General features: G+C 73.2%; 14 protein-coding genes. 10 read left to right on the forward strand and 4 right to left on the reverse strand.

The features are described from left to right. The first annotated feature begins 75 nt into the window (after window positions 1-75). The 8 genes from fdh to ACL03H_RS11195 all read left to right on the forward strand — a co-directional run bounded on the left by fdh (window position 76) and on the right by ACL03H_RS11195 (window position 11,282). On the forward strand, window positions 76-3,375 hold the full coding sequence (gene fdh, locus ACL03H_RS11160) for a formate dehydrogenase (RefSeq protein ID WP_412811089.1): 3,300 nt from the start codon (window positions 76-78) through the stop codon (window positions 3,373-3,375). 16 nt (window positions 3,376-3,391) lie between these two features. Then, on the forward strand, window positions 3,392-4,288 hold the full coding sequence (locus ACL03H_RS11165; protein ID WP_412811183.1) for a 4Fe-4S dicluster domain-containing protein: 897 nt from the start codon (window positions 3,392-3,394) through the stop codon (window positions 4,286-4,288). Next, window positions 4,285-5,193, forward strand: a complete 909-nt coding sequence (gene nrfD / locus ACL03H_RS11170; RefSeq protein ID WP_412811090.1) for an NrfD/PsrC family molybdoenzyme membrane anchor subunit — start codon at window positions 4,285-4,287, stop codon at window positions 5,191-5,193. Before ACL03H_RS11165 ends, nrfD begins: the two co-directional genes overlap by 4 nt. A gap of 256 nt (window positions 5,194-5,449) precedes the next feature. Further along, window positions 5,450-6,154, forward strand: coding sequence for an ABC transporter ATP-binding protein (locus tag ACL03H_RS11175; RefSeq protein WP_412811091.1), 705 nt, complete (start codon window positions 5,450-5,452; stop codon window positions 6,152-6,154). Next, window positions 6,151-8,511: an FtsX-like permease family protein gene (locus ACL03H_RS11180; protein ID WP_412811092.1), complete on the forward strand. Its 2,361-nt coding sequence runs from the start codon at window positions 6,151-6,153 to the stop codon at window positions 8,509-8,511. Before ACL03H_RS11175 ends, ACL03H_RS11180 begins: the two co-directional genes overlap by 4 nt. 426 nt (window positions 8,512-8,937) lie before the next feature. Beyond that, window positions 8,938-9,132: a hypothetical protein gene (locus ACL03H_RS11185; protein WP_412811093.1), complete on the forward strand. Its 195-nt coding sequence runs from the start codon at window positions 8,938-8,940 to the stop codon at window positions 9,130-9,132. A gap of 54 nt (window positions 9,133-9,186) precedes the next feature. Then, the gene (locus ACL03H_RS11190) at window positions 9,187-10,563 is read left to right on the forward strand and encodes a DUF1727 domain-containing protein (RefSeq protein ID WP_412811094.1); all 1,377 of its coding nucleotides are present in this window, start codon (window positions 9,187-9,189) and stop codon (window positions 10,561-10,563) included. Continuing rightward, window positions 10,560-11,282 carry a type 1 glutamine amidotransferase gene (locus tag ACL03H_RS11195; protein ID WP_412811095.1) on the forward strand — a complete coding sequence of 241 codons (723 nt, stop codon included), beginning with the start codon at window positions 10,560-10,562 and terminating at the stop codon, window positions 11,280-11,282. The genes ACL03H_RS11190 and ACL03H_RS11195 overlap by 4 nt, the downstream gene beginning before the upstream one ends. Here the strand turns inward: ACL03H_RS11195 and murJ are convergent, their stop codons facing one another. After that, window positions 11,283-12,932, reverse strand: a complete 1,650-nt coding sequence (gene murJ / locus ACL03H_RS11200) for a murein biosynthesis integral membrane protein MurJ (protein WP_412811096.1) — start codon at window positions 12,930-12,932, stop codon at window positions 11,283-11,285. Window positions 12,933-13,026: 94 nt separating this feature from the next. On the opposite strand from murJ, the gene ACL03H_RS11205 reads away from it, so the two are divergent. Next, window positions 13,027-13,488: a YkvA family protein gene (locus ACL03H_RS11205; RefSeq protein ID WP_412811097.1), complete on the forward strand. Its 462-nt coding sequence runs from the start codon at window positions 13,027-13,029 to the stop codon at window positions 13,486-13,488. Between the two features lie 115 nt (window positions 13,489-13,603). Here the strand turns inward: ACL03H_RS11205 and ACL03H_RS11210 are convergent, their stop codons facing one another. After that, window positions 13,604-14,761, reverse strand: coding sequence for an acyl-CoA dehydrogenase (locus ACL03H_RS11210; protein ID WP_412811098.1), 1,158 nt, complete (start codon window positions 14,759-14,761; stop codon window positions 13,604-13,606). 140 nt (window positions 14,762-14,901) lie between these two features. Between ACL03H_RS11210 and ACL03H_RS11215 the strand changes: the two genes are divergently transcribed. After that, window positions 14,902-15,621, forward strand: a complete 720-nt coding sequence (locus tag ACL03H_RS11215) for a TetR family transcriptional regulator (RefSeq protein WP_412811099.1) — start codon at window positions 14,902-14,904, stop codon at window positions 15,619-15,621. Window positions 15,622-15,647: 26 nt separating this feature from the next. Here the strand turns inward: ACL03H_RS11215 and ACL03H_RS11220 are convergent, their stop codons facing one another. Together ACL03H_RS11220 and ccrA are read right to left on the reverse strand one after the other, a co-directional pair. After that, window positions 15,648-15,806 (reverse strand): hypothetical protein, encoded by a 159-nt coding sequence (locus ACL03H_RS11220; protein ID WP_412811100.1) that lies wholly within the window; start codon window positions 15,804-15,806, stop codon window positions 15,648-15,650. 166 nt (window positions 15,807-15,972) lie between these two features. Then, the gene (gene ccrA / locus ACL03H_RS11225; RefSeq protein ID WP_412811101.1) at window positions 15,973-17,328 is read right to left on the reverse strand and encodes a crotonyl-CoA carboxylase/reductase; all 1,356 of its coding nucleotides are present in this window, start codon (window positions 17,326-17,328) and stop codon (window positions 15,973-15,975) included. Window positions 17,329-17,719 lie beyond the last annotated feature (391 nt).

The following is a 17,719-nucleotide window of genomic DNA, read 5'->3' on the forward strand; positions in this document are numbered from 1 at the left end:
CGGCTTGCGGTGATCACCCGGCGGGTGTCCCCTTGGGGGGCACCCGCCGTCGTCGTCCGGGGAGGAGGGCAGCCGATGCCGCAGTGGCTGAACTGGCCGCTGGTGCGCCAGCTCACCGGGCCCGACCCCCTCGGGCGCGGCACCGCCGCCCGCTCGCGGCGCACCGACGAGCTCACCTCCCGCACCGAGCAGGCCGACGAGGTGGTGCGCTCGGTGTGCCCGTACTGCGCGGTCGGCTGCGGGCAGCGGGTGTTCGTCCGCGACGGGGAGGTCACCCAGATCGAGGGCGACCCGGATTCCCCGATCAGCAGGGGGCGGTTGTGCCCGAAGGGCGCCGCCAGCCGCGAACTGGTCACCGCCGCCACGCGCCAGCACCGGGTGCGCTACCGGCGCCCGCACGGCGCGGAGTGGGAGGACCTGGACCTCGACACCGCCCTGGACATGATCGTCGAGCGCGTGCTGGACACGCGCGACGCCACCTGGCAGCAGGCCGACGCGAACGGGCGGCCGCTGCGGCGCACGATGGGCATCGCGAGCCTCGGAGGAGCGACCCTCGACAACGAGGAGAACTACCTCATGAAGAAGCTCTACACCGCCCTGGGCGCGATCCAGGTGGAGAACCAGGCGCGCATTTGACACTCCTCCACGGTTCCCGGTCTGGGGACCTCGTTCGGGCGCGGAGGGGCCACGACCTTCCTGCAGGACCTCGCTGAGGCCGACTGCATCCTCATCCAGGGCTCGAACATGGCCGAGGCCCACCCGGTCGGGTTCCAGTGGGTGATGGAGGCCAAGCGGCGCGGCGCCACCGTCATCCACGTCGACCCGCGCTTCACCCGCACCTCCGCGGTCGCCGACCAGCACGTGCCGCTGCGCGCGGGCAGCGACCTGGCGTTCCTCGGCGGGCTGATCAACCACGTGCTCGGCAACGACGCCCACTTCCACGACTACGTGGTGCACTACACCAACGCCGCGATGATCGTCGGGGAGGACTTCGCCGACACCGAGGACCTCGACGGGGTGTTCTCGGGGTTCGACGCGGCCGAAGGGGCTTACGACCCGGCCAGCTGGCAGTACGAGGGCGCCGAGGCGGTGTCCGCGGTGTCCTGGGAGCGCCCCGAGGGCACCGGGCCCGCCACCCCGCACGGGCGGGAGCGCGCCGGCAGCCGTCCGGAACGCGCCGGTTCCGGCGGGCCCGTCTACCACGGCGAACCCGAGACCGACCCGACGCTGCAACACCCGCGATGCGTGTTCCAGCTGCTCAAGCGGCACTTCGCCCGCTACACCCCGGAGATGGTCGAACGGGCCTGCGGGGTGCCGCCCGAGGAGTTCCGCCGCGTCGCCGACACCCTCATCGCCCACTCCGGGCGCGAGCGCACCAGCACCATCGCCTACGCCGTCGGCTGGACCCACCACACCGTCGGCGTGCAGTACATCCGCGCCGCCTCGATCCTGCAGCTGCTGCTGGGGAACATCGGCCGCCCCGGCGCGGGGATTCTCGCGCTGCGCGGGCACGCCAGCATCCAGGGCTCCACCGACATCCCGACGCTGTTCAACCTGCTGCCCGGCTACGTCCCCATGCCGCAGGCCCGCACCGACCACGACCTCGACACCTTCGTCGCCGAGGACGAGGGCGCCCGGGGCTACTGGGGCAACATGCGCGCCTACGTCGTCAGCCTCCTCAAGGCGTGGTGGGGGGAGGCGGCCACGGCGGGCAACGACTTCGCGTTCGACCGGCTGCCCCGGATCACCGGCGACCACGGCAGCTTCCAGACCGTCGCCGACCAGATCGACGGCACCGTCAAGGGCTACTTCGTCATCGGCGAGAACCCCGCCGTGGGCACCGCGAACTCCCGTCAGCAGCGCCTCGGGCTGGCCAACCTCGACTGGCTCGTCGTCCGCGACCTCAACATGATCGAGACCGCGACGTTCTGGCGCGACGGGCCCGAGGTCCAGAACGGCGAACTGTCCACCGAGGACATCGGCACCGAGGTGTTCTTCCTGCCCGCCGCCGCCCACACCGAGAAGGACGGCTCGTTCACCAACACCCACCGGCTGCTGCAGTGGCACCACAAGGCCGTCGAACCCGCTGGGGACCGGCGCAGCGACCTGTGGTTCTACTACCACCTCGGCCGCAGGCTCCGAGCCGCGCTCGCCGCCCGCGCCCCCGGCCGCACCGCCGAGCAGCGGGAGAACGACCGCGCCCTGCTGGAACTCACCTGGGACTACCCGACCGAGGGCGACCTCGCCGAGCCCAGCGCGGAGGCCGTGCTGCGCGAGATCAGCGGCACCGGACCCGACGGCACGGCCCTGTCCGGCTACACCGAGCTCGCGGCGGACGGCAGCACCGCCTGCGGCTGCTGGATCTACAGCGGCGTCTACGCCGGGGAGGCCAACCAGGCCGCGCGGCGCCGCCCCGGCCGGGAGCAGAGCTGGGTCGCGCCCGACTGGGGCTGGGCGTGGCCGGCCAACCGGCGCTCCCTCTACAACCGCGCCTCCGCCGACCCCGACGGCAGGCCGTGGAGCGACCGCAAGGCCTACGTGTGGTGGGACGCCGAGGCGGGGGAGTGGACCGGGCACGACGTCCCCGACTTCGACCGCGGCAAGCATCCCGGCTACCGGCCCCCGCCCGGCGCCACCGGGCCCGCGGGCATCGGCGGCACCGACCCGTTCATCATGCAGAGCGACGGGCGCGGCTGGCTCTACGTGCCCGCCGGACTCGTCGACGGGCCGCTGCCCGCGCACTACGAACCGCAGGAATCCCCGCTGGCCAACCCGCTGCACCAGCACCAGCAGCGCAACCCCGCCCGGCAGACGTCCTCGCGTCCGGAGAACCGCTACCAGCCCAGCGGTGCCGAACCCGGCGCCGAGGTCTACCCGATCGCGTTCACCACCTTCCGGCTCACCGAACACCACACCGCGGGCGGCATGAGCCGGTGGCTGCACCACCTGGCCGAGCTCGCGCCCGCGATGTTCGTCGAGGTGTCCCCGGAACTCGCCGCCGAACGCGGCCTCGCGCACCTGGGCTGGGCGACCGTGATCACCGCCCGCGGAGCCATCGAGGCCCGCGTCCTGATCACCCGTCGGCTGCGGCCGCTGCGCCTCGGCGACCGGGTGGTACACCAGATCGGGCTGCCCTGGCACTGGGGACCCAACGGGCTGAGCACCGGCGACGCCGCCAACGAGCTGATCGGCGTGTCCCTGGACCCGAACGTGCACATCATGGAGACCAAGGCCGGGACCTGCGACATCCGGCCGGGCCGGCGGCCTCGCGGCCCCGCGCTGGCCGACCTGGTCGCCGAGCACCGCCGCCGGGCGGGCATCACCGAGCGCACCGGCACCGAGCACGCCGACGATCCCCGCGACACCGGACGATGAGGAGGACCCGCCAGTGCTGCCCGAGAAGCCAGTGCCGTCCGAGGCCCCGGGGCCGAACAGGCTCAGCGGACCGCTGCCCGACCCCGCCGCCGACGCCGGGTACTCCGGGCACCCCGAGCGCGTCGGGTTCTTCACCGACACCAGCGTCTGCATCGGGTGCAAGGCGTGCGAGGTCGCCTGCAAGGAGTGGAACCTGCTGCCCGAGGACGGGCTCGAACTCACCGGCATGTCCTACGACAACACCGGCGAGCTCGGCGCCTCCACCTGGCGGCACGTCGCGTTCGTCGAGCAGTCCACCACCGACCTCGGGATGCCCGGCACCGGCCCGCCCGGGCCGGCCGGTGCCGAGGTGCGGTGGCTGATGTCGTCGGACGTGTGCAAGCACTGCACCCACGCCGCCTGCCTCGACGTGTGCCCCACCGGAGCGCTCATCCGCACCGAGCACGGCACCGTGCTGGTGCAGGACGACGTCTGCAACGGCTGCGGCTACTGCGTGCCCGCCTGCCCGTACGGGGTGATCGACATCCGGCCCGGGGACGGCGGTGCGTTCAAGTGCACCCTGTGCCAGGACCGTCTCGGTGCCGGGCTCGCCCCGGCCTGCGCCACCGCCTGCCCGACCGAGTCCATCCAGTTCGGCCCCCTGGACCAGCTGCGCGAGCGCGCCGCGCACCGAGTCGAGGAGCTGCACGAACTCGGCGAGACCACCGCCCGCCTCTACGGCCACGACCCCGACGACGGCGTCGGCGGCGACGGGGCGTTCTTCCTGCTGCTGGACGAACCTGAGGTCTACGGATTGCCGCCCGACCCGGTGGTGACCACCCGGGACCTGCCGTCGATGTGGCGGTGCGCGGCGGCCGCCGCCGGGACCGCGGCCGCCCTCGTCGCGGCCTGCTTCGCCGGGCGGCGCGGGTGAAGCGCCCGGCCGAACCGGCGGCGTTCCGGTCCTACTACGGCCGGCCGATCATCAAGACCCCCACCTGGAAGGTCCCCGACGTGCCCGCCTACCTGTTCCTCGGTGGACTGGCGGGCGCCTCGGCCACGATGGCCGCGCTCGCCGGAGCCACCCGGCGGCCCCTGCTGCGCCGCACCGGGCTCCTCGCGGCGGCGGGAGGGGCGGGCGCCAGCGTCGTCGCGCTCGTGCACGACCTCGGCAGGCCCGCCAGGTTCCTGAACATGCTGCGGGTGCTGAAACCGACGTCGCCGCTGAGCGTGGGGTCCTGGATCCTCGCCCCGTTCTCCGCGCTGGCGACCGCCGCCGCGGGAAGCGAGATCACCGGCCTGCTGCCGGGGACCGGCAGGCTCGCCGGCGTCGCGGCCGGGCTCGTCGGACCGGCGATGACCACCTACACCGCTGTGCTGCTCGCGGACACCGCCGTGCCCGGTTGGCACGAGGTGCACCGCGGGTTGCCGTTCCTGTTCGCCGGCAGCGCCGTGTCCAGCGCCGGAGGTCTCGCCCTGCTGTGCGTGCCGACCGCCGAAGCCGGTCCTGCCCGGCGGATGGCGGTCGCGGGGTCCGCGCTGGAACTGGCCGCCGAGGAGGTCGTGCTGGCCGAGGCGGGCCTGATCGCGCGGGCCTACCGAACCGGGCGGCCCGGCCGGGTGCTGCGCGTCGCTCGCGCCCTCACCGCCGCGGGAGCGCTCGCGGCCGCGGTAGGGGGGCATCGCCGGGACGTGGCCGCCGCCGCCGGGCTGTGCCTGCTCATCGGGGGTGCGGCCACCCGCTTCGGCGTGTTCGACGCCGGGTGCGACACCGCCCGCGATCCCGCCTACACCGTCGTCCCGCAGCGTCAACGCCTCGGCGGGCAGCGGCCCGATTGATCTTTCGACAACGGCCCTGGGCGGTGGCAGCTGCCGTGTAGGGTTCGCGCATGTTCGAACGGTCGGCCTCCCCGCACCGGCCTGCGCCTCCGCGGCGCCGCACCCGCCCCGCGCGTCCCGGGGCCGGTCCCGGAACAGGGGTGAGCCCGCGCCGCGGCCGCTCCCCCCACCACCCGCCGAGCCGTTCCGCGGCGTGGTCCGCGCACGCGCGTCGCGCCCGGAGCGGATCCGCCAGTTCGCCAGAGGAGAAGTCGCCATGACCGCCGCGTCGAGGACCGGGACCGAATCGATGCTCACCGGCACCGGCCTGGTCTGCTCCTTCGGCCCCACCCCCGCGCTGCGCGGCGCCGATCTGGCCGTCGACGCCGGTGAGGTCGTCGCCGTCGTCGGTGCCTCCGGTTCCGGCAAGTCCACGCTGCTGCACTGCTTGGCGGGGGTCGTCGAGCCGGAGGCCGGGCAGGTGCGGTTCCGGGGTCGCGAGCTGACCGCCCTGTCCGACGAGGAGCGCAGCGCGCTGCGGCGCACCGAGTTCGGCTTCGTGTTCCAGTTCGGCCAGCTCGTCCCCGAGCTCAGCGTGCTGGAGAACATCGCGCTGCCGCTGCGGCTCAACGGTGTCGCCCGGCGCAAGGCCGAGGGGCGTGCCCGCGAGTGGGCCGACAAGCTCGGTGTCGCGGCCCAGGCTGCCAAGCGGCCCGGGGAGATCTCCGGTGGCCAGGGGCAGCGGGCGGCGCTGGCCCGAGCCCTCGTCGCGGATCCCTCGGTGATCTTCGCCGACGAACCCACCGGCGCCCTCGACTCGACCGGTGGTGCGGAGGTGATGCGGCTGCTCACCGAGACCGCGGCCGAAGCGGGCAGCGCCGTGCTGCTGGTGACCCACGAACCGGCCGTCGCCGCCCACGCCCATCGCGAGGTCGTGCTGCGCGACGGGCGCACCGCGGCCGCCGAGGGGACCGCGCGATGAGCCGGCTGCGCGCCTGGTTCGCCGACCTCGCCCTCGGTGTCCGGCTGGCCGTCGGCGACCGCCACACCCCGTGGGGGCGGCTGGCCCTGATGACCGCGGGCATCGGGATCGGGGTCGCGGTGCTGCTGGCCAGCGCCGCGATGCCCACGATGATGGACGCCCGCGACGAGCGCAGCACCGCCCGCCACATGGGCTGGGCCGATGCCGAGGACGCGAACCTGCCCGCGCTGGTGCTGGCCGTCGACGGCTCCACCTCGTTCCACGGCGATGTGATCCACGGCAAGCTGGTGCAGCCGCAGCGCCCGGACGCACCGCTGCCCGGTGGGCTCGGCCGCTATCCGGCGCCGGGCGAGCTGGTGGTGTCCCCGGCCCTGGCCGAGCTGCTCGCCGAGCCCGGTTCCGGTCTGCTGCGGGAACGCCTGCACGGCCCCGTCACCGGCTTGATCGGGCAGGACGGTCTGCTCGCGCCGGGCGAGCTGTACTTCTACCAGGGAGCCACCGGGCTGACCGGGTCGAACGCCACGCACCGCGTGGACCACCACTACGGCGAGGACGCGGACGACGGCGGCTCCGGGCTGAGGGAGTTGTGGCTGCTGTGGGCCGTCGGGGTGTGCGTGCTGCTGCTGCCCGTGGCGGTGTTCGTGATCAGCACGACGCGGTTGGCGGAGGCCGCCCGGCAGCGCAGGCTGGCCGCGCTGCGCCTGGTCGGCGGCGGGGCCTGGCAGGTGCGGCGCATCGCCTCGGGGGAGGCGCTCGTCGGCGCGCTGACGGGGGTCGTGGCCGGGTGGGCGCTGTTCCTCGGGCTGCGGGCCGGGGCCGAGGGTTTCGGGAGCGGGCAGGGTTCGGTGTTCACCTCCGATCTCAACCCGGTGTGGTGGATGGCGGTGCTGATCACGCTGGGCGTGCCGGTGCTGACGGTGTTCATCTCGCTCGTGGTGCTGCGCGGTGCCGTGCGCGACCCGCTGCGGTCGGTGCGCCGCGGTAGCCCGGTGCGGCGCAGGTTGTGGCCGCGCTGCGTGCCGCTGGTGCTCGGTGCGTGCGGCATCGCCGCGGGCGCCTGGGCGGCACGGCTGCAGGGTTCCGCGTTCGCCTACCAGCTGATCGTTTCGGTGTCGCTGATGCTGCTGTCGGTGCCGCTGCTGCTGCCGTGGCTCCTCGACGAGCTCGCTCGCCGCACCCGCGGCGGCCCGGTGGCCTGGCAGCTGGCGCTGCGCAGGTTGCACATCACCAGCGGCACCGCCGCACGCTCGGTCAGCGCGATCGCCGTGGTCGTCACCGGTGTCATCGCGTTGCAGACCATCATCACCTCGATGGAGCGCAGCGTGTTCGCCCCGGAGCACGGCGCCTCCCGCACGGGTGAACTCGTCGCGTCGGGGCAGGAGCACGTCCCCGGGCGCGACGGTCTCGTCGCGGCGCTCGACGGGATCCGCGAGCTGCCGGGGGTGGGGGAGGTGCTCGGCGGGCATTCGGTGTCGGTGGAGCTGGGTTCGTCCTCGCGGTCGGTCGACATCGTCGACTGCGCCACCCTGGCTCGCCACACGCGGGTCGAAGGCTGCGTCGACGGTGCGGCGTACCGCACCCCGCGCGGGCGCGGCGAGCCGGACGCCTCCGGCGGAACCGAGCCGGCGCCGCCGCTGCGCGAGGGCGACGTGGTCGAGCTCTCCACCAGGGGTTCGGACTCGGCCGGCGCGGTGGCGTGGCCGCTGCCGCCGCTGCGCGACATCGGCGAGGTCGACGGGCGTTCCGGGCAGCTGCAGTACGCGGACGTCGTGCTCACGCCGGCGGCCGCCGCGGCGATCCCCGTGGAGGTGCGCTCGGCGTGGATCGAGGTCGAGACGCTCGGCGAACCGTCGCAAGACCTGGTGGAGGCGGTGCGCAACCAGGTCGCGGCGAACCTGGCGTCGAGCACCGTCAACGACTACGGCGCGAGCCGCGCGCAGCTGCGCGAGCAGGCCGAGCAGATCCGCACGGCCAAGTACGTGCTGCTGCTGGGGGCGGTGGTGCCGTTCGGCCTGATCGGGTGCAGCCTGCTGGTCACCGCGATCGAGCAGATCCAGGAGCGGCGCCGCCCGATGGCGGTGCTCGGTGCGGTCGGCGCGCGCCGCAGCACCCTGGTGTGGTCGGCGTTCCTGCAGAACGCGGTGCCGATGCTGCTCACCGTGCTGCTCGCCGTCCCGATCGGGGTGGGGACCGGGGCGCTGATCATGGTCGTGTACTTCCAGGAGTTCCCGGGCCTGGATCTGCCGGGGATGGGCGCGGTGCTCGGGTTCGCGGCGGTGTCGGTGCTGGTCGTGACCGCGTTGACGGCACCGGCGCTGTCCCGGGCGATGAGTTCCGAGGGCCTGCACTTCGAATAGTTCACCCGCAGGGGTAACCCGCCGAGTCCTCGCGCGCCTCGAACTCTTTCTTGGCACGATAACTTCAGTGTCGACTGAAACTAATGGTCGACAACGAGAAGAACCCCAGCTGTGGAAGGGGAGTCACTTGAGCCTGCGGCGGCGCAGGTCGGTGCGCACGTCCCACACCGTCCACCACACCCCGCCGAACGCCAGCGCGCCCAGCAGGAACAGCACCAGGTACTCCGTCATCGCACCCCCAGGTCCGCACACCGGACCTGCCGAGGGTAGGGAGGGAGCGCCGCTGATCGCCGCTCGACCACCTGCTTCGGAGCGCACCGACGGGGCCCGGACGGGTGACGTTCCGGCATGTCCGCCCCGGACCACCACCAGGTGGCTCCGACCATGGGAGCCCCGGACCGATCCCGAGGAGGAGGTGAGGCGGCGGTGTCCCCCGCGCAGCAGGTCGTGCTCGCCGAGGCGATCACCGAGCACGGGCAGGTCGGGGCGGTGACCTTGACCGCCGGTGGCCTGCTCGGGTTCGTCGCGCTGTATCGGTGGCGGCGGGCCACACTGGCCGAGCGGCGGGCGAAGGCGGTGAACGCGCCGGACGTGGGCGAACCCCTCCTCCCGCGGCAGTGAGGTGCGGCCACCGGCGGCATCGCGCCACCGCGGTTCGTCAAGGGGGAGTGACGAATGACCGGAACCAGGGACGGGCAGGGCGAGCTCGACGAGCTCGGCCCGGCCACCGGGGAGAGCCCACCGCGGCCCCGCACCGGCGATGATCCACCGCGCGCCGCGGTTCCGCCGTGGCAGCTCGTCGGCCCGCCCGCCGCACCGAAGCCCGCGACGGGCGGGCGGGTCCGGACCTCGCTCGCGCTCGGCGCCGGGCGCGTCGTGGCGGGCATGTCGCGCCGGCTGCGGCTGGGCAGCGGCGGCATGATCGGCGGCCGGCTGGCCCTGAGCCTGCAACCCGGCTTGCTGGCCCGCCTCGCCACCGGGCGCCGCATCGTCATGATCACCGGCACCAACGGCAAGACCACCACCACCGCGCTCGTCGCCGCCGCGCTGCGCACTCGGGGCACGGCCACCAGCAACGCCACCGGCGCCAACATGCTCGACGGGCACGTGGCCGCGCTCATGACCGACCTGTCCGCGCCGTTCGCCTCGCTGGAGGTCGACGAGCTGCACCTGGCCCAGGTCACCGCCGAGTTCTCCCCCTCGGTGATCGTGCTGCTGAACCTGAGCCGGGACCAGATGGATCGCGTCGGGGAGATCCGCACCGTGCAGCGCAGCCTGAGCACCGCGCTGCGGCAGGCGCCCGGGACCCGCGTCGTGGCCAACCGCGACGACCCCAACGTCGTCGCCGTCTGCGCCGATCACGCGGCGGTGACCTGGATCTCCGGGGGGACCAGGTGGCGGCACGACGCGCTGAACTGCCCCCGCTGCGGCGCCTCGCTGACCGACGTCGACGGGCCCTGGCGCTGCGCGTGCGGCCTGGCCCGGCCGGAGGCGGACTGGACGGTCACCGGCGGCGGGCTGCTCGGCCCGGACGGGCGGGAGCGGGCGCTGGAGCTGGCGCTGCCCGGTCACGTGAACCGGATCAACGCGGCGTTCGCGGTCGCCGCGGCCGCCGAGCTCGGGTGCGACCCCGACGCGGTGCTGCACCGGATCGCCGGGTTGCGCCAGGCCAGCGGTCGTTACGCGAGCGTGCTGCTCGACGACCGGGTGGTGCGGTTGCTGCTGGCGAAGAACCCGGCCAGCTGGTTGGAGATGCTCGACCTCGCGACCGGGCACGAGCGGCCGCTGGTGCTGGCGGTGAACAGCCGCGAGGCGGATGGGCATGACGTGTCCTGGCTCTGGGACGTGGACTTCGAGGTGTTGCGGGGCCGTTCGGTGCTGGTGACCGGGGATCGCGGCCTGGATCTGGCGGTGCGGTTGCGGTACGCGGGGGTGCGCTGCGAGCTGGCGGACACCGCGCAGGAGGCGTTGGCGCGGTGCGGTCCGGAACCGGACGTGATCGCGAACTACACCGCGTTCCGCGATCTGCTGGCCCGGAGCGCGGCGCCGTGAGCGGCGGGGTGCGGATCGCGCTGGTGCTGCCGGATCTGCTGGGCACCTACGGTGATCGGGGCAACGTGCTGGTGCTGGAGCGGCGGTTGCACTGGCGGGGCATTCCGAGCGAGACGGTGACGGTGCTGTCGTCGTCGGAGTCGGTGCCGGAGTCGTGCGACCTGTACCTGCTGGGTGGTGGTGAGGACGTGGCTCAGACGGCGGCGATGCGGGTGCTGTCGCGCTCGCCCGGGTTGCAGCGGGCGGCGGGCCGGGGTGTGCCGGTGCTGGGGATCTGCGGGGGGTTGCAGGTGTTGGGTGCGGAGTTCGTGACCGGTGACGGGGCTCGGCACGCGGGCCTCGGGTTGGTGGACGCGGTGACCGAGCCCGCGGCGGATCGGGCGATCGGTGAGGTCACGGCGGAGTGCCTGCTGGCCGGGGTGGGGATGTTGACGGGGTTCGAGAACCACCTGGGGCGCACCCGGTTGGGGCCGGGGGCGATGCCGCTGGGGCGGGTGACGCGCGGGATCGGGAACGGGCCCGGGCGGGCGGAGGGCGCGGTGCACGGTCATGTGGTGTGCACGTATCTGCACGGTCCGGTGCTGGCGCGCAATCCGGCGTTGGCGGATCTGCTGCTGGAGTGGGCGGTGGGGGCGCCGTTGCAGCCGATCGCGGAGCCCGCGGAGCTGGCCGCGTTGCGGATGGAGCGGACGAGGGTGCGGGCGCGCAACCCGAAGTGATCATCGGCGGCGGGTGAGCAGGGCGCGGAGGGGGTCGAGTTCGGGTGCTTTGAGCAGCAGCAGGCCGCCGTAGGCGATGGTGAGGACGAGGGTGCCGTCGATCAGCAGTGCGGTCCAGGCGGCGGCGGCGCCGTCGAGGGCGCTGGTGAGCGCGGTGCGGGCGGCGAGGGCGCAGCCGCATCCGGCGGTGGTGGTGGTGAGGGCGCGCAGCAGGCTCAGGGTGCTGCGGCGGGTGCCGATGGGGCCGAGTCGGGCGGTGAGCCAGAGCTGGCCGGCGAGGGCTCCGATGACGAAGCTGAGCGACATGGCGAGGGCGACGCCGATGACGAGGTCGTCGGGGTCGGTGGTGGCCAGGAACAGGTAGCACAGGGCGCTGCGGGTGAGCACCATGATGAGGTTGATGGCGGTGGGGGTGCGGGCGTCCTTCATGGCGTAGAAGGCGCGCAGCTGGAGCATGGTGATGGCGAAGGGGACGATGCCGAGGGCGCAGGCGCCGATGGTGGCGCCGAGGCGGTCGGCGGTGGCGGTGTCGTGGTCGCCGAGGGTGAGGAAGGCGGTGCCCAGGGGGCCGCCGGCGGTGAGCATGAGTGCGCTGATGGGGAGCAGCAGGACGGCGCTGGTACGGGTGCCCAGGGAGAGGTCGGCGATGAATTCGGTGGGGTCGTCGTCGGTGGCGGAGCGGCTGAGCCTGGGCATGAGGGCGGTGAGCAGGGAGACGCCGAGGACGCCGTAGGGGACTTGGGTCAGCAGCCAGGCGTAGGTGAAGGTGGCGACGCCGCCTTCGGTGCCTTGGGCGGCGACGCGGGTGGTGACGATCATGCCGAGTTGGCTGATGAGGGTGTAGAGCACGACCCATCCGGCGAGTGCGGCGAATTCGCCGAGTCGGTGGTCCCAGCCCCAGTTCCAGCGGTAGCGGAATCCGGTGCGGCGCAGGCAGTGGGCGACCAGGAGGCTTTGGGCGGCGATGCCGAGGGCGGTGCCGATGCCGAGGACGAGGAGTTTGGGTTCGCCCATGCGGACGGGGTCGGGGCTGATGGTGCCGGGCATGAGCGCGTAGGTGGCTGCGGTGGCGAGGACGACGAGGTTGTTGAGCACGGGGGCCCAGGCGGGTGGGCCGAAGACGTGGCGGGCGTTGAGGATGGCGGAGAGCAGGGCGGACAGGCCGTAGAAGAGGATCGCGGGTAGCAGCAGGTAGGCGAATGCGGTGGTCAGTTCGGTGTTGGCGGGGGTGTTGGTGCCGAGGTAGAGGGTGGTGAGCAGGGGTGCGGTGGCGACGGCGAGGAGGGTGGCGGCGGCCATGAGGACGCCGCCGGTGGTGATGAGCCAGCGGGCGTAGGCGTCTCCGGCGCGGGGGCCGGTCTGCTGGGCGCGGACGAGCAGCGGGATGGCGACGCTGGTGAGGACTCCGCCGAGGAGGAGTTCGTTGACGACGGTGGGCAGGGTGTTGGCGACGGTGTAGGAGTCGTTGACCATGCCGAGGCCGAGAACCGCGGCGAGCGCGACTTTGGCGGCGAGTCCGGTGATGCGGCTGATGATGGTGGCGATGGCCATGGTGCTGCCCGCGCGGGCCAGTGATGGTTGCTGGCGCGGTGTTCGGGCTTGTTCGACCACGGTGCCCCCCGGGTGCGGATTCCGGGGCGAGGGTGGCACGGAACGGGGTGGGGCGCGTGCCGGGCCACCGGGCGGGGTGAGTGGCGTGGCAGGGTGGTGGGGCTCGTGCCGTGCGGGCGGGGAGAGGTGCGTTGTGATCGCCGTGGGTGGGGTGCTGGTGCTGGCCGGTGCGCTCGTGTGGGGGTTGGGTGGTGACGGCGGGTCGTGGTGGTTGCCGGGTGCGTTGCTGGCGGCGGGTGTGGGGGTGTTGGTGGCCGGTGTGGTCGCGCGGGTGCGGCGCAGGTGGGTTCCGCTGCGGCGGGTGCGGCGGGCGGCGGTGTCGGCGCCGGGTGTTGGTGGGCCGTTGCGGCGGGCGCGGGCGGTTCCGGGGATGATCGCGGCGCCGTGGCGGGGTGAGGAGTCGGCGGTGCCGCGCTATCAGACGGTGTTGTGGCTGGGGGCGGTGCTGTACATGATCTGGCCGTTGGACTTCGTGCCGGATCTGCTGCCGTTGGTGGGGATCACCGATGACATCGGGGTGGGCGCGTGGTTGGTGACGAGCTTGTACGCGGAGGCGGGGAACCAGCTGGCGCGGGCCGAGTCCGAGGAGGGGTGATCGGTGGTGGTTGCCGTGGGCCGCGGGTCCGCGGTGGCCGGGTGGTGGGTCGGTCGTTCGTGCGGTGGCCGCGGCCCCACTGGTCGGTTTCCGGGGGTGGGGCCGCGGGTGGGGGTCAGCTCTTGAGCAGGGCGCGGGACATGACCATGCGCTGGATCTGGTTGGTGCCTTCGTAGATCTGGGTGATCTTGGCGTCGCGCATCATGCGTTCGACGGGGAAGTCGCGGGTGTAGCCCGCGCCGCCGAAGAGCTGGACGGCGTCGGTGGTGACTTCCATGGCGGTGTCGGAGGCGAAGCACTTGGCCGCGGCGGAGATGAATCCGAGGTTGTTCTCGCCGCGTTCGGCGCGGGCGGCGGAGATGTAGACCATGTGGCGGGCGGCTTCGATCTTCATGGCCATGTCGGCGAGCATGAATTGGACGCCTTGGAAGTCGCTGATGGCCTTGCCGAACTGCTTGCGCTCCTTGGTGTAGGCGAGGGCGGCGTCGAGTGCGCCTTGGGCGATGCCGAGGGCTTGGGCGCCGATGGTGGGGCGGGTGTGGTCGAGGGTGCGCAGTGCGGTTTTGAAGCCGGTGCCGGGTTCGCCGATGATCCGGTCGGCGGGGATGGTGCAGTCCTCGAAGTAGAGTTCGACGGTGGGGGAGCCCTTGATGCCGAGCTTCTTCTCCTTGGGGCCGACGACGAAGCCGGGGTCGTCCTTGTGCACGGCGAAGGCGCTGATGCCGTTGGCGCCCTTGTCGGGGTCGGTGACGGCCATGACGGTGTACCAGCTGGAGATGCCGCCGTTGGTGATCCAGCACTTGCTTCCGTTGAGGACCCAGGTGTCGCCGTCCTGGTGGGCGCGGGTCTTCATGGCGGCGGCGTCGGAGCCGGCTTCGCGTTCGGAGAGGGCGTAGGAGGCGGTGGCGGTGCCCGCGGCGAGGTCGCCGAGGACTTTCTTCTTCAGGTCTTCGGAGCCGGACAGGATGATCGGCATGGTGCCGAGCTTGTTGACGGCGGGGATGAGGGAGGAGGAGGCGCAGGCTCGGGCGACCTCTTCGATGACGATGCAGGTGGCGATGGAGTCGGCGCCTTCGCCGCCGTAGGCCTCGGGGACGTGGACGGCGGCGAAGCCTGCTTTGACGAGGGCGTCGAGGGCTTCGTGCGGGTAGCGCTCCTGCTCGTCGACTTCGGCGGCGTGCGGGGCGATTTCCTTGTCTGCGAGGGCGCGGACGGCTTCGCGCAGCGCGTCGTGCTCGTCGGCCAGCCGGTAGGTCTCGAAGTTCGGGTTCACTGCTGCCTCCCCGTCGCCAGCGTGCCGCTGGGGTGTTGTGGTGATCGCCGGTTCCGGGGTGCGGGTGTGCCGGCGAGCCCGGTGCGCCGAATCCTAACGGCACGCAGTGCCACCAACAATCGGGTGGGTATATTTCGCTCATGTCGCAGGAGCCGAGGCCGCGGGTCGGCCGCACGCCGCAGGGCCGCCGCCGGATTCGCGGGTCGGTGTCGCTGGCGGCGCTGGCCCTGTTCGCCGAGAAGGGGTTCGAGGCGACCACGGTCGACCAGATCGCCGAGGCGGCCGGGGTCGGCAGGCGCACGTTCTTCCGCTACTTCCGCTCCAAGGAGGACGCGGCCTTCGGCGATCACGAGGAGCGGCTGGCCGACGTCGCCGAGCTGCTCGCCGGTCCCGGGACGGGGGAGGATCCGCTGCTGGTGGTCAGCCGCGCGGCGGAGGCGGTGCTGGAGACCTACCTCGCCGAGCCCGAGGTGTCGTTGCAGCGCTTCGAGCTGACCAGGCAGGTTCCCGCGCTGCGGGACAAGGAGATCGCCAGCACCGACGGCTACCAGCGGGCGTTCGCCCGCTACCTGCGCGAGCGCTACGCCGGGGAGGACGACGCGGGCCTGCGGTCGGCGGTGGCCGCCGCCGCGGTGGTCGCCGCGCACAACCAGGTGCTGCGGGAGTGGTTGCGCAGCGGGGCGCGGCTGGAGGCCCGGGGCCGGCTGCGTTCGGCGCTGGCGGTGGTGCGCACCGGGATCGCGGCCGGCTGGTCGGGTGCGGGGGAGGACGTCGTGGTGGGTGTCGTGCGCACCGCTGCCCCGGCGGCGGCGGTGCTCACGCAGCTGGAGGAGGCGTTGCGCGGCCTCCCCCGCAGTTGACGGCACGGAGTGCCGCGGGGTGGGTTTCAGTCGTAGCCGCGGACGAGGTGGCTCTCGTCGTTGTCGTCGAGGTCGATGACGCGGGGCCTCACCGGTGGCGGGCGGCGGTCCTGCGCGGGGATGGCCGCGTCGGGCGGCAGGGTGCTCACCATCGGTTCGGGTCGGGCGGGTTCGGCCTGTTCCAAGGCGGGTCTCCTTCGTGGCTGGCGGTGGTCGTCGCGGTGACGGGAGGGTACGGCTGATGCTCCTAGGGAGTGGCGCAGATCGCACTCGCTCCACCCGCCCGATACCTCCAGATAACCGGAATGGCGCCATCTGCGCAGGTCGTTCCGCGTGCGCCACCGCCGGGGCTCAGGTTCCGGCGGCCGTCGTCCCCGCGACGCGGAAGCGGTTGATGTCGTCGACGTGCCTGGCGCGCAGCTGCTCGTCCTCGACCCCCAGGCCCGGGTGGGGCGCCAGGCACAGCACTCCGACCTTGCCGCTGTGGGCGTTGCGGTGCACGGCCCGCACCGCCTGCGCGACCTGCGGCAGCGGGTGCACCTCGGAGAGCGTGGGGTGGATCATCCCCTTGCGCAGCAGGCGGTTGGCCTCCCACGCCTCGCGGTAGTTGGCGAAGTGGCTGCCGAGGATGCGCTTGAGCGACATCCACAGGTACCGGTTGTCGTAGAGGTGCTGGTACCCGGAGGTCGAGGCGCAGGTGACGATCGTGCCGCCGCGCCGGGTGACGAACACGCTGGCGCCGAAGGTCTGCCTGCCGGGGTGCTCCAGCACCGCGTCCACGTCCTCACCGCCGGTGAGTTCGCGGATGTGGGCGCCGAAGCGCTTCCACTCCGCCGGGTCCGGGGTGTGCTCGTCGCGCCAGAACGAGTAGCCCTCCGCCGCCCGGTCGATCACGAGCTCGGCTCCCATCGAGCGGACCAGCTCGGCCTTCTGCTCGCTGGAGACGACGCAGACCGGCACCGCGCCGCCGTTGCGCACCAGCTGCACCGCGTAGGAGCCCAGCCCGCCGGCCGCGCCCCACACCAGCACGTTGTCGCCCTGCTTGATCCGCGCACCGTTGCGGGAGACCAGCTGGCGGTAGGCGGTCGAGTGCACCAGCCCCGAGCAGGCCGCCTCCTCCCAGGTGAGGTGGGCGGGTTTGGGCATCAGCTGGTTGACCCGCACCAGCGACAGCTGGGCGAGGCCGCCGAAGTTGGTCTCGTAGCCCCAGATCCGCTGCTCCGGGTCGAGCATCGCGTCGTCGTGGCCGTCGGCGTGCTCCATCCCGGTGGACAGGCAGTGCGCCACCACCCGGTCGCCGGGGCGCCACCGCCGCACCCCCGGGCCGACGCGGAGCACGACGCCGGCGAGGTCCGAGCCGAGCACGTGGTACGGCAGGTCGTGGCGGGCGCCCTCGGGGCCGGTGCGGCCGTAGCGGCGCAGGAACGCGAACGTCGGGACCGGTTCGAACAGGGCGCTCCAGACGGTGTTGTAGTTGATGGCCGAGGCCATCACCGCCACCAGCGCTTCGCCGGGGCCCGGTTGCGGGGTGGGCACGTGCTCGACGTGCAGCGACTTGCCCGGGTCCTTGTCGGCGCCGTCGAGCCCGTCGAACATGTCGACCTCGTCGGCGTGGAGCGTGGCGGCCTGGTGCTCGGCGGGCACCGGTAGGGCCGCGAAGTCCTCGGGGCCCGCTGCGCTCGCGATCGCGTCCGCGACTTCGTCCATCGGCGGTGGTCTCCTCGCTCGGTGTGCGGGTGGCGCGTGCGTCGCGCTGGTCGGCCCGCAGGATCTACCGCGCCGGGGGAGGGCGGGGCCACCGCCGGTCATCGCGAACAGTCGGACACCGCTGCTGAGCTGGACGTTCGAGCGTGCACGTCGATCAGTCGAACACGGCTTCCGGCGACCTAGGGTGAGGCCGTGCCCGGGCCGCGCCGGGTGCGTGAACTGGGGATCGTCCGCGGCTCGCGGGGTGTGCCCGATCGGCCGCGCGAGGACCGCGAGCCACGTCCGCCCGTCCGCGGCGGCGTATTCCGAGCACCACGAGGATGGACATGCCGGTTGTTCGATCGTCCGCGATGCGGGAAGTGCTCCACCGTCCGTTCCGTCCCCTGTCGTG

It is taken from the genome of Saccharopolyspora antibiotica (genome assembly GCF_047200635.1).
Classification (GTDB): Bacteria; Actinomycetota; Actinomycetes; order Mycobacteriales; family Pseudonocardiaceae; genus Saccharopolyspora_C.